Raw genomic sequence first — 12,498 nt, 5'->3', positions numbered from 1 at the left:
CGCATCCGTATCCGCATCGCAAACCTGCCCGAGAAAAGAGGTCGCCCCCATGCCACGCCCGATGTCATCCCGTCTTTCGCAGTATCTGGTCACCGCCGTTGCCGTCACCGCCACCGCCATGACGGGTCTTGCGTCGGCGCAGCCGCTGACGCCGGTGAACGGCTTTCCGTCGCAGCCGCTGCGCATCGTCTCGCCATTCCCTGCAGGCGGCGGCAACGATGCGGTGACGCGCGTGGTGGCCACGCGCCTGTCGCAAGTGCTGGGCCAGAGCGCGGTCACCGACAACCGCGGCGGCGCGGGCGGCAATATCGGCACGCGCTACGTGGCCGAATCGAAGGCCGACGGCTATACGGTGCTGACTTCGCAGGTATCGATCATGGCGGTCAACCCGACGCTGTACCGCGCGCCGGGCTTCGATCCGGTCAAGCAGTTCACGCCGGTCACGCAGATCAATGCGGCGCCGCTTGCCATCGTGGTAGCGGCCAATGCGCCGTGGAAAACCTTCGAGGAGATGGCGGCGCAGGCCCGCGCGCAGCCGCAGAAGATCACCTACGCGACGCCGGGCAACGGCACGCTGTCGCATCTGGTTGGCGTGGTGCTGGAAAAGGACAGCAATGTCGCGCTGCAGCACGTGCCCTACAAGGGCGCCGGCCCCGCGATCAACGATCTGCTGGGTGGCCAGGTCGATGTGCTGATCACGTCGACATCGTCGGTGGCCGGCTTTATCCAGACCGGCCGCATGCGCGCGCTGGCCGTCACCAGCCCGCGCCGCCTCGGGGTATTCACCAAGGTGCCGACGCTTGAAGAACTCGGCTATCGCAATGCACGCTTCGAGGACTGGTACGGCTTCTTCGTACCGGCCGGCACATCGCCGGAGCGCGTGGCGCTGCTCAATCGCGCCATCGTGCAGGTGCTGCAGATGCCGGACGTGGTCAAGACCATCAACGATGGCGGCAGCGATGTGGTGGCCAATACGCCCGACGCATTCGCCGCGCAGTTGAAGCAGGACATCTCGCGCTGGTCGCAGATCGTCAAGCTGTCGGGCGCGCATGTCGATTGAGCCGGCGCCGTGCCGCAAGGCACGGTCCTTGCGACCGTTTTCCATCAATACCAGCCATCCCACAGGGCAACCATGACGTCATCGCTCCCCACCCGCCTGGCGCATGCCGGACGCACATCCACCGTGCCAGGCGGCCAGCCCGTGAACCCGCCGGTGGTGCGCGCCAGCACCGTGCTGTTCGATTCCGTCGCGCAGCAACGCGAAATGCGCGCGCGCCGCGATACCGAGCGCCTGTTCACCTACGGCGCGCGCGGCAATCCCACCAACTTCGCGCTCGAAGATATGGTGACGATGCTCGAAGGCGGCTATCGCACGCGGCTGTTCCCGTCGGGCCTGGCCGCTGCGGCGATGACGATCCTGGCCTATGTGCGCCCCGGCCAGCACGTGCTGCTGCCCGATTGCGTCTATGAACCGGTGCGCAACCTCGCCAACGGATTCCTGCGCCAGCACAACATCGCGGCCGACTTCTACGCCGCGGATGGCTCCGACCTCGATGCAAAGCTGCGTCCCGAGACGCGGCTCGTCTATGTCGAGGCGCCCGGCTCGCTGACCTATGAGATGTTGGACCTGCCCGCGCTCGCGGCGCGCGCGCATGCGCACGGCGCACTGGTCGCGGCCGACAACACGTGGGGATCGGGGCTGCTCTATCGCCCGCTGGAACTGGGCGCCGACATCTCGCTGATGGCCGCCACCAAGTATCTGGGCGGCCATTCGGATGTGATGATGGGCACGGTCTGCACCACCGAGGCCGCGTGGCCCGAACTGGCGAGCATGGCCGACGCGTTCGGCATCACAGTCAGCCCCGACGACGCCTATCTGGTGCAACGCGGCATCCGTTCGCTCAGTGCGCGGCTGGCGCAACACCAGCAAGGCGCGCTTGCGGTGGCGCAGTGGCTGCATGCGCGCACCGATGTGGCCGAAGTGTTTTGCCCCGCGCTGCCGCACGATCCCAATCACGCGCTATGGCAACGCGATTGCCACGGCACCAATGGCCTGCTGTCGTTCACGCTGCGTTCGCGCGCGCCGGTGGCCGCCGAACGTTTTGTCGACAGCCTTGAGCTGTTCGGCATTGGCGCATCGTGGGGCGGCTTCGAGAGCCTGGCGGTGCTGGCCGACATGCGCCGCGCGCGCAGCGTCACGGACTGGTCATCGCACGGCACCGTGATTCGGCTGCATATCGGGCTCGAAGCCGTCGACGACCTGCTGCGCGACCTCGCGCACGCGTTCGACGCGATTGCCGATCTTTCCACTGAACAGGAGTCTTCCCATGCCAATCATCGGTGACTGGCTGCGCCAACCAACGGGCCCTGCCCGCATCAGCGGCCATCTGCCCGTTGGCTCGATGGCATCGGGGATGGCCGTCACTCTGCCCTACGTGGCAGTGCGCGGTGCTCAGCCGGGCCGCACGCTCTGGCTGCACGGGCAGGTGCATGGCGACGAGATCAACGGCATGGTGGCCGCATTGCGCTTTGCGCGCAGCCTCGACCCGGCGACCATGCACGGCAACGTGGTGGTGACGCCCACCGGCAATCCGCAGGCGCTCGATGCGCGACGCAAGCGCAATCCCTACGATGAACTCGACCTGGACCAGACCTATCCCGGCAATGCAGGCGGACTGGTGTCAGAGCGCCTGGCGCATGCGTTGATCAGCGAAGTACGCGGCGTGGCCGATGTGCTGATCAACTTGCACACCATGAATCCGCTGTTCGACGCGCGCCCCTACACGGTCTACAAGGTCCATCCGCAAAGCCGCGTGACGGAGGCCGACGTGCTGGCCGCCATGGCGCCGTTCCATCCGCATGTGGCATGCCAGCAGGACGTCGGCGGCAAGGGCGAGCTGCCCGGCAATATCGCCGGCGCGCTCGACTATCAATGCCTGGCGGCCGGCGTCTGCGCGTTCATGCTGGAACTGGGCAGCGGCAGCCGCTTCGAGCCCGAGAACATCGCCGTGGCCGAAAACGGATTCCAGACGCTGGCCGTGCAGATGGGCATCCTCGCTGCGCCCGCGACGCGCGCGGCGGCTACCACACTTCGGCGCGTGACACGGCGCGGCTGGATCACCGCCGACGAGGGCGGCCTGTTCGTGCCCGCGGCGCGCGCCGGCGACCGGGTGGCCGAAGGCGCATCGATCGGCGACACGCTCAAGCTCGACGCGTCGCTCACGCCGGTCAAGCCGTTTGCGCGCGACGGTGTACTGATCGGCCTGCGCAGCGATCCCGTGGTCCACACCGGCGAACGGCTGGCGTTCGTGGCGTGGGAATGGGACACGGTGCCGGTCCCGCCGCCCCGCAACGCCTGACATCCGATCTTCGTCACGCCTCGATGTTTTGACGTCTTGATGCTTTCCCCACCTGCCGGAGTCTTGCCATGTTTTCCCCTCGCGCGCTGCGCCTGCTTGTTCCGCTACTCGCCGTCCTGACGCCATTCGCCGCGCACGCGGCGTGGCCGGACGCCTCCCGGCCGATCCGCCTGGTCGTGGGCTTTCCCGCGGGCGGCGGCGCGGACGCGCTGGCGCGCGCCATCGCCCCGGCGCTGTCGGACCAGTTGAAGGCCAACGTCATCATCGACAACCGGCCCGGCGCCGGCGGCCTGATCGCCACCGACATGGTTGCCAAGTCCGCGCCCGACGGCTACACGCTTTACGTGGCAACGCCCGGCTCCTTCACGATCTGGCCCAACCTGCGCAAGCTGAACTACGACCCGCAAAAGGACTTCGCGCCGATCAGCGTGCTGGTGACAATGCCCAACGTACTGGTGACCGGCGCCGATACGCCGTACAAGGACATACAGGGCTTGCTGGCCGCCGTGCGCAGCGCCAACGGCAAGTTCTCGTACGCGTCCGGCGGCAACGGCACCATCGGCCAGATCGCGGCCGAACAGTTCAAGATGCTGACCGGTCTGCAGATGCAGCATGTGCCGTACAAGGGCACCACGCCGGCGCTGACCGATGTGATGGGCGGCATCGTGCCGATCACGTTCTCCGATCCGTCGGCCAAACCGTTGATCGCCTCGGGCAAACTGCGCGCGTTGGCCGTGACCACCGCCACGCGCTCACCGCAGTTTCCGGGCGTGCCGACCGTGGCCGAAGCGGGCGTGCCCGGCTATGACGTGACCAACTGGTACGGACTGGTGGCGCCAGCCGGCACGCCGCCGGACGTCGTTGCGCAATTGAACAAGGCGCTGGTCAAGGTGATGGCCGATCCCGAAATCCGCAATCGCCTGGCGATCTCCGGCATGGACGCCACCTCGGACACGCCGCAGCAGTTTGCCCGCCTGCTCAGCACGGAACGCGCCAAGTGGGGCGATCTGATCCGCAAGGCCGGCATCCAGGGCGATTGATCCCGTGACCGTTCGCCGCTATCCGCAACTGGCGCATTGGGGCGCCTTCACCGCCGTGGTGGAAGACGAGCGTCTGGTCCGCTGCGAACCCTTCGCGGCGGACCCCGACCCATCGCCGCTGCTCGATTCGATCGTGCCGTCGGTGTATTCGCCCACGCGCATCCGTGCGCCGATGGTGCGTCGCGGCTGGCTTGCGCGGCGCGGCGACGGTGACGGTGACGGTGACGGACAGGCGCGCGGGCGCGACGAGTTCGTCGAGGTGTCGTGGGATGCGGCGCTCGATCTGGTCGCCGGCGAAATCGCCCGCGTGCGCGCCGAGCATGGCCCATCCGGCATCTTTGGTGGATCCTACGGCTGGTCTTCGGCGGGACGCCTGCATCATGCGCGCTCGTTGATCCGGCGCTTTCACTTCCACGGCGGCGGCTGCGTCGATCAGGTTGGCAACTACAGCTGGGGCACCGCGCAATTTCTGCTGCCGCATGTGATCGGCACCGATCGTCCGCTGACCGGCCGCGTCACGGCATGGCCGAGCCTGATCGCGCATACCGAGGTCTTCGTCGCGTTTGGCGGTCTGGCCCTCAAGAACGGACAAGTGTCGTCGGGCGGCGCGGCCGAACACACGCAGCAGGGCTGGCTGCGCAAGCTGGCCGCCAGCGGCGCCACCGTCATCAACATCAGCCCCACCCGCGACGACTGCCCGGCGTTTCTCGGTGCCGAGTGGATTCCGATCCGGCCCGGCACCGACGTGGCGCTGATGCTGGCCGTAGCCTATGAACTGCGGCGCGCGGACGCACACGCCGCCGCGTTCCTGCACACGCATTGCAGCGGCTGGCCCGAACTGGAAGCGTATCTGCTGGGGCAGAGCGACGGCACGCCCAAGACGCCGCAATGGGCGGCGCAGATCACCGGCATCCCCGCCGCGCGCATCGCGCAACTGGCCAGGCAACTTGCCGGCCGGCGCAGCTACATCACCTGCAGCTTTGCGGTGCAACGCCAGCACCGCGGCGAACAGCCCTACTGGATGGCGATTGCGCTGGCGGCAATGCTTGGGCAGATCGGTTTGCCGGGCGGCGGTTTCGGCTTTGGCCACGGATCGATGAATGGCGTCGGCAATCCGCGCGTGGCAACGCCGGGCCCGGAGATGCCGGTCGGCCGCAATCCCGCCAATCTGGACATCCCGTGCGCGCGGCTGTCGGACATGCTACTCAATCCCGGCGGCGCCTATCGTTTTCGCGGCGAAACGCGCCACTATCCGGACGTCAAGCTGATCCACTGGGCCGGCGGCAATCCGTTCCATCACCATCAGCAACTGTCGCGCCTGCGCCAGGCGTGGGCACGGCCGCAGACTGTGATCGTGCAGGACATCTGCTGGACCGCCACCGCGCGTCATGCCGACATCGTGTTGCCCGTCACCACGGCGCTCGAGCGCAACGATATCGGCGGATCGTCGCGCGACCGCTATGTGCTGGCGATGCATCAGGCGATTGCACCGCTGCATCGCGCACGCAGCGACTTCGACATCTTTGCCGAACTGGCCGACCGTCTCGGCTATCGCGCCGCCTTCACCGAACAACGCGCCGAGCGCGACTGGATCGCCAGCATCTACGCACGATGCCGCGATGCGCAGGCCCGCGCGGGCATCGACATGCCGGACTTCGACCAGTTCTGGCGCACCGGCTACGTGGCGCTGCCGCCGCCCACCGAAGACTTCGTGCTGTTCGACGATTTCCGCGCCGATCCGGTGGCCCATCCGCTGCGCACGCCAAGCGGTCGCATCGAGTTGTCCAGCCCCACCATCGGCGCGATGTCCAGCGATTGCGGTACGCATCCGAACTGGCGGCCGCCCGTGGAATGGCTCGGCGCGGCGCAGGCGCAAACCCATCCGCTGCATCTGGTGTCGGTGCAGCCGGCCGATCGGCTGCACAGCCAGCTCGATGCCGCGCCGCTGGCGCAGGCCGGCAAGATCGCCGGCGCCGAGCGCATCACCCTGCATCCCGCAGACGCCGCGGCACGCGGCCTGCATGCGGGCATGCGCGTGCGCGTGCATAACGGGCGCGGCGCGCTCGCCGCGGGGCTGGCCATCAGCGACGGCGTGGCGCGCGGCGTGGCGGTCATCGCCACCGGCGCATGGTACGACCCCGACGCCGACGGCATCGACCGCGCGGGCGCGGCCAACACGCTGACGCTCGATATCGGCACATCGGACCTGACCCAGGGGCCCAATGCGATGAGCTGCCTCGTGGAGGTGTCGCGCGAAGCCTAGGCGGCACGACCGACGCCGCAGGGTGCGGCGTCGGTCGTGCCGTCATTCGCGCCAGCGCGCCGTCGCTCGCGGCGATTTCCTGTCGATTCGGCCCAGCCCCCTGGAAAGTGCATGTCGCGTGGCATACAAAGGAGCCATCGCAATGCATTTCAAGAACAGGAACGAGCCATGCAACCGAATCACCCACCCTTCCCGCCGCCCGACGACAATGCCATGGCCTACTGGCGCGCACGCCGCGCGGTGCGCAAACTGCGCGGCTGGTATGTGCACCTGCTGGTCTATCTTGTGGTCAACGGCTGGTTGTGGTTCCGCTTCTTCTACTTCCCCACGCCGTCGTGGTCGCACCATGCCACCAGCGGCTGGCCATGGCCGCTGAGCACCACGCTGGCGTGGGGCCTGGCACTGGCGGTGCACGGCATCCTGGTGTGGACGCGCCTGTCGCGCTGGGGCCGCGACTGGGAGAGCCGCAAGATCCGCGAATTCATGGAACGCTACTAAGCGGCGCGCTGCGCCAAAGCGCGCGGCCTACATCTGGCGGAAGCGATGCACATACGCGCGCGATACGGGCAGTTCCGTATCGCTGTCGCGCATGCGCACGAACAGGCGTCCCGAATCGTCGCGCCGCGTGCCGGCCACGTATTCCATGTTGACGATGGTGGAACGATGCACCTGCCAGAACACGTCCGGATCGAGCCCGTCGATCAGTTCCTGAAGCGGCGTCCGGATCAGATGTTCGCCATCGCGCGTATGCACCACCACGTATTTATCGTCACTCTGGAAATACAGCACGTCCTGGATCGGTACATGGCTGGTGGTATTGCCGCGGCTGGCGCGCACCCAACGCAGCGGCCCGGCACCTTCGGCGCGCGGCTGCCCGCGCGTGAGCTGACCGAGCAGTTGCGCCAGTTCCGGCAACGGCGCCGCATCCTGCAAGGCGCGGCGCAGCCGTCCGATGGTGCGCGCCAGACGCTCGTCGTTGACCGGTTTGACCAGATAGTCCACTGCCGCGCGCTCGAAGGCATCGAGTGCGAATTCGTCATAGGCCGTCACAAACACCAGCCGCGTATCGGTTTCCATGCCCTGCGCCACTTCCAGCCCGGACATGCCCGGCATCTTGATATCGAGGAAAGCCACGGCCGGCGCATGCCGTGCAATCAGCGCCGCGGCCTCCACACCGTTGGCGGCCTCGGCAACGATATCGAGTTCGGGCCATAGGCGCGCCAGCTTGCCGCGCAGATGCGCGCGCAGGTGCTCTTCATCGTCGGCGATCAATGCGGTGAGCGTCATGCAGCGTCTCCATTGGTGTCTCCCTTGGCGTCTCCATTGCGGAATTGGCGCGGCAGCGGGATTTCGATCAGCACGGCGGTGCCTGGCGCGCGATCCTCGATCCGCACATGGGCGTCGCCGTCGTACAGCACCGCCAGCCGTTCGCGCAGGTTGGACAGCCCGACGCCCGACGCACCGCCGGGCCGGAACCCCATGCCGTCATCCTCGATCGTGGCCAGCATGCGCGGCCCGCGGCGCTCCACCTTCACCAGCAGGCGGCCGCCTTCGATCTTCGGCTCCAGCCCGTGCTTGACGGCGTTCTCCACCACGGGCTGCAACAGCATCGGCGCCAGGGGGACGGCTTGCAGCGCGGCGTCGACTTCGATCGCGTATTGCAGGCGGTCGCCCATGCGGATCTTGATCAGCGCAAGATAATCGCGCAGCAGCGTGGCTTCCTGTGCGACCGTGCCCTGCGTGGCCCGGCTGGCCGCCAGCGATGCGCGCAGGTAGGCGATGAAATGCTCAAGCATCAGCGTGGCCTTTTGCGGCGCTGGCTCGATCAGGCTGACCACATTGGCCAGCGTGTTGAACAGGAAATGCGGTTCGATCTGCGCCTGCAGCAGCCGCATCTGCGCTTCCACCAACTGCTTTTCCGTCGACAGCGTACGCACCTGATCGCGCGCCATGTACTCGGCGATCTTGCGTTCTTCCCAGTTGCGGCCGAGCAGGCCGACACGGCTCCACGTCATGATGCCGTGCACCGCCAGCCCGACGCCCCATCCCATCAGCGGCGCGCTGGCCCACGGACGATGCGGCGAGGTGATCAGGTTGATGACGATTAGCAGCGCATTGACGCCCACATACACCAGCGCATGCATGTAGAAGAAACGCAGCCCCCGCACACGGCGGCGCGCTTCGTTATAGGCATGCTGGTCGGCGGCGTTTCGCCAGAGATCGGGATCGACGGGGCGCACGGTTCGGTGGGTGGGGGGCTCGCAGTTGCAGCGAGATTAACACCGGCCCTGGCGCGATGGACACCGGGATTGCGCGGATCGACAGAACGGCGGCGTCGTTGACGGCTGGACGGCGCGAGCCGCCGCGACATCGCATGCGAATCGCGCACGCCGGTGCCCCGCTGCCTTCAGCCGCCGAAGCGGCGCGGATCGTACGGTGCGGGGTCGACGTAAGGCCGGTCGTGATCGAACAGTTCCGCCAGCAGCCGCGCGGTGGCCGGGCCCAGCGTCAGTCCCTGATGGCCGTGGCCGAAGTGAAACCAGAGGTTGGCATGACGCGGCGCACGGCCGACCACCGGCCGCATGTCGGCGATACAGGGCCGCGCGCCCATCCATGGCTGCGCTTCCACCGGATCACCCAGCCGCACGAGTTCGGCCGCCAGTTGCTGCGCGCGCACCGATTGCACCGGCGTGGGCGGCGCTTCGTGATGAGCGAATTCCGCGCCCGTGGTCAGGCGCAGGCCCTGCCGCATCGGCGCCAGCAGGATGCCGTTTTCCGCGTCGAGCAGCGGTTTTTGCGGCATGTCCTGCACGTGATAGTGGCGGTGATAGCCGCGCTTGACGAACAGCGGCAGCCGGTACGCCAACTTCTGCGTCAGTCCCGCCGCCCACGGTCCCAGCGCGATGACCGCGTGTTCGGCGTCGATCGCGCCCGCGCTGGTCTGCACGGTCCAGCCGCTGCCGACGGCGCGCAGCGTATCGGCGTCGCCGCGCACAAACACGCCGCCTTCGCGTTCGAACAGCGCCGCATAGCGCGCCACCAGTTCGCCGGGATCGCTCACGGTCCAGGGGTCTTGCCAGTGCACCGCGCCAGCCAGGCGGCGTTGCAGCGCGGGTTCCGCGGCGGCCAGCGCGTCGCCGTCGAGAATCGCGGTATGCAATGCGTGCTGCGTCGATACCGCCTGCGCGTCGCGCGCGGCGGCCTCGAATGCCGCAGGCGTGCGATACGCCTCGAGCCAGCCCGATTTGCGGATCAGGTCCTGCGCGCCAGCGCGTTCGACCAGCGGCGCGTGTTCGTCGATGCAATGCTCGATCAAGGCCGCGTAGGCGGTCACCGTGGCCGCGTAGCGCCGCGGCGCGGACGCGTGCCAGTAGCGCGCCAGCGACGGCACCAGCGAAGGCAGCGCGCGCAGGTGGTAATGCACGTCATTGCCGCGCCGCGCGGCCACGCGCAGGATGGCCTGCCATGCACGCGGAAACGCATAGGGCTGCACTGCTTCGCGCTGGATGATGCCGGCGTTGCCGTAAGACGTCTCGCGCCCTGGCGCGTTACGGTCGATCAGGCAAACGGCGTGGCCGCGCTGCTGCAGCGCCAGCGCGGTGCACACACCGACAATGCCGGCGCCCAGTACCACCACTTCGGTACGGCGGGAATTTCTGGCTGCGTCTGTCATGACGTCCTGACTGCGGTCTTCAAAGGGTTTCGGGATCTGCCGCGAGGCTTCGCGATCTGGCGCGCTTCCTCCTGCAGGCAGGCGATCAGTTCGGTAGCGCTGGGGGCTGGCCGCCGATCGCGCAATGTCATCAGTCCGATCGGCGGCAGATCGATCCGCACCGTCATCGGCAGCACGTGGAAGCGTCCTTCGGACTGCAACTGCCGCCCCACCGAGCGCGCCACGAATCCTACCGCGTGGCGCTGCGCGACGAACGTCGTGACCGCCAGATACGACGACGACTCCATCACATCCGCGGGCGGCTGGTGGCCGTGCCGATGAAAGGCCTGCTCGATCTTGACGCGCAGCGACGCCCACGGCGGCGGCATGACCAGCGGATGCCGGGCCAGGTCCGACCAGTCGGGCCGCGCCTTGCGCGCCAGTGGGTGGTCCGGCGCGACGATCGCCACCATCGGGTCCTCATAGAGCGCCTGCGTCGACAGGTCGGGAGCGGCATAGGCGGGTTCGAGCCGGCCCACGACCACATCGAGCTCGGACAGGCGCAGGCGCGGCAGCAGGTGCGTGAGGTCGCCCTCCTCGATCAGCACCGTGGCGCGTGGCGCACGCTGCTTCAGGCGCGTCACCGCGCCGGCCACCAGCACCGGCAGCGCGGCGCTCATCGATCCCACGCGCACACGACCGGCCGCGCCGCTGGCTTCGGCCTCGATCTCGTCGCGCGTGAGGTCGTACTGGGCCAGCACCGAACGCGCAAACCGCACCAGCGAAGCGCCGGCCGCGGTGGGTTCCGTGCCGCGCGTGGAGCGCGTGAACAGCGTCATGCCCAGCATCTTTTCCACCTCGGCCAGCACCTTCGACACGGCCGGCTGGCTGACCGAAAGAAATTCTGCGGTACGCCCCAGATGGCGGAACTCGTCCAGCGCCACCAGCAATTGCAGGTGGCGCAGCTTGATATTGGAGCGGAAGGCGCGATCGATATGGGCCATGGCCGCGAGTCTACTAAACCCGCAGGTTATGAAGCAATGCCGATTTTCTATTGGATGGTTATGTTGATCGCCCTGACAATCGCATGCAGAGCGGTAGGCGCCGACCTTGCCGCGACATACAACAATGTTGGAGACATCCCCATGACTGACCGCCGTCCCGCCAACCCGATGCGCCGCCGCCTGTTGCTGGGCGGCGCCGCGGCCACCGCTGCCGCCGCGAGCGGCGCCAGCCTGCTGATCCCGGGCGTGGCGCGCGCAGCTGCCGAGTATCCCGAGCGTCCCATCACTTTCATCTGCCCGTGGCCCGTCGGCGGCACGGCCGACCAGTCAATGCGTGCGCTGTGCCAGGTGGCATCCGGCATCCTGAAACAGTCGATCGTGGTGGAAAACCGCGCCGGCGCGTCGGGCATGATCGGCACCAAGGCGCTGTCACGCGCCAATCCCGATGGCTACACCATCGGTCAGGTGCCGATTTCAGTCACGCGCTTCTCGCAGCTCGGCATGCTGCAACTCGATCCGCGCACCGACCTCACGTATCTGGCGCGCACCTCGGGCCAGACGTTCGGCATTGCCGTGCCATCGGCCTCGCGCTTCAAGACGCTGGCCGACGTGATCGCCGAAGCGCGCGCCAACCCTGGCCGCGTCACTTATGCGCATGCCGGCATCGGCGGTGCCACGCACGTCGGCATGGAACAGTTTGCGCTGGCCGCTGGCGTGAAGTTCAACGCCATCGCTTACAAGGGCGGCTCCGCCGCGCTGCAGGACGTGCTGGCCAACCAGGTGGACCTGCTGGCCGATTCCAGCTCGTGGGCGCCGCATGTCGAAGGCGGCAAGCTGCGCCTGCTGGCAACCTGGGGCGAGCAGCGCACGCCCCGCTTCAAGGACACGCCGACGCTCAAGGAACTTGGCTACGACGTGGTGGTGGAAGCGCCCAACGGCATCGGTGCACCCAAGGGCCTGCCGCCGGCCATCGAGACCAAGCTGCGCGAGGCGTTCCGCGCCGCCGTGGCCAGCCCGGAGTTCAAGTCCGTCGCCGCGCGCCTGGACGCGCCCCTGATGTACCTGGACGGACCCGACTACAAGAAATATGTGGCGACGGTCTACGCCCAGGAAACGCAATTGATCAAGCGCCTGAAGCTCAAGGAAATGCTCGCGCAGAGCTAACCCGCAACGCATCTTT

General features: G+C 67.7%; 11 protein-coding genes. 7 read left to right on the top strand and 4 right to left on the bottom strand.

The window, feature by feature from the left end; all coding sequences use genetic code 11:
* The first annotated feature begins 61 nt into the window (after window positions 1–61).
* From AC1RKI_RS13825 to AC1RKI_RS13800, 6 genes are all read left to right on the top strand, one after another.
* Window positions 62–1,060: a Bug family tripartite tricarboxylate transporter substrate binding protein gene (locus tag AC1RKI_RS13825; protein ID WP_061957029.1), complete on the top strand. Its 999-nt coding sequence runs from the start codon at window positions 62–64 to the stop codon at window positions 1,058–1,060.
* A gap of 72 nt (window positions 1,061–1,132) precedes the next feature.
* The gene (gene metC, locus AC1RKI_RS13820) at window positions 1,133–2,344 is read left to right on the top strand and encodes a cystathionine beta-lyase (RefSeq protein WP_227460808.1); all 1,212 of its coding nucleotides are present in this window, start codon (window positions 1,133–1,135) and stop codon (window positions 2,342–2,344) included.
* Window positions 2,328–3,359, top strand: coding sequence for a M14 family metallopeptidase (locus tag AC1RKI_RS13815; protein WP_492795748.1), 1,032 nt, complete (start codon window positions 2,328–2,330; stop codon window positions 3,357–3,359). The genes metC and AC1RKI_RS13815 overlap by 17 nt, the downstream gene beginning before the upstream one ends.
* Window positions 3,360–3,427: 68 nt before the next feature.
* On the top strand, window positions 3,428–4,399 hold the full coding sequence (locus tag AC1RKI_RS13810; protein ID WP_061957010.1) for a Bug family tripartite tricarboxylate transporter substrate binding protein: 972 nt from the start codon (window positions 3,428–3,430) through the stop codon (window positions 4,397–4,399).
* 4 nt (window positions 4,400–4,403) lie between these two features.
* A complete protein-coding gene (locus tag AC1RKI_RS13805; RefSeq protein ID WP_492795746.1) occupies window positions 4,404–6,662 on the top strand; it encodes a molybdopterin-dependent oxidoreductase in 2,259 nt (752 codons plus the stop codon).
* Window positions 6,663–6,830: 168 nt separating this feature from the next.
* Window positions 6,831–7,160 carry a 2TM domain-containing protein gene (locus AC1RKI_RS13800; RefSeq protein WP_150980426.1) on the top strand — a complete coding sequence of 110 codons (330 nt, stop codon included), beginning with the start codon at window positions 6,831–6,833 and terminating at the stop codon, window positions 7,158–7,160.
* A gap of 27 nt (window positions 7,161–7,187) precedes the next feature.
* Here the strand turns inward: AC1RKI_RS13800 and AC1RKI_RS13795 are convergent, their stop codons facing one another.
* From AC1RKI_RS13795 to AC1RKI_RS13780, 4 genes are all read right to left on the bottom strand, one after another.
* Window positions 7,188–7,949 carry a LytR/AlgR family response regulator transcription factor gene (locus AC1RKI_RS13795; RefSeq protein WP_150980423.1) on the bottom strand — a complete coding sequence of 254 codons (762 nt, stop codon included), beginning with the start codon at window positions 7,947–7,949 and terminating at the stop codon, window positions 7,188–7,190.
* Window positions 7,946–8,902, bottom strand: a complete 957-nt coding sequence (locus AC1RKI_RS13790) for a sensor histidine kinase (protein WP_338127472.1) — start codon at window positions 8,900–8,902, stop codon at window positions 7,946–7,948. The genes AC1RKI_RS13795 and AC1RKI_RS13790 overlap by 4 nt, the downstream gene beginning before the upstream one ends.
* Window positions 8,903–9,069: 167 nt before the next feature.
* Window positions 9,070–10,335, bottom strand: a complete 1,266-nt coding sequence (locus AC1RKI_RS13785; RefSeq protein ID WP_244788160.1) for an NAD(P)/FAD-dependent oxidoreductase — start codon at window positions 10,333–10,335, stop codon at window positions 9,070–9,072.
* Window positions 10,332–11,318: a LysR substrate-binding domain-containing protein gene (locus AC1RKI_RS13780; RefSeq protein ID WP_244788161.1), complete on the bottom strand. Its 987-nt coding sequence runs from the start codon at window positions 11,316–11,318 to the stop codon at window positions 10,332–10,334. Before AC1RKI_RS13780 ends, AC1RKI_RS13785 begins: the two co-directional genes overlap by 4 nt.
* 141 nt (window positions 11,319–11,459) lie before the next feature.
* Here AC1RKI_RS13780 and AC1RKI_RS13775 point away from each other — a divergent pair, with 141 nt between their 5' ends.
* A complete protein-coding gene (locus tag AC1RKI_RS13775; protein WP_492795742.1) occupies window positions 11,460–12,482 on the top strand; it encodes a tripartite tricarboxylate transporter substrate binding protein in 1,023 nt (340 codons plus the stop codon).
* Window positions 12,483–12,498: the final 16 nt, after the last annotated feature.

It is taken from the genome of Cupriavidus sp. GW822-FHT06G04, assembly GCF_058799075.1.
This window is presented reverse-complemented; position numbering and strand designations above follow the sequence as displayed.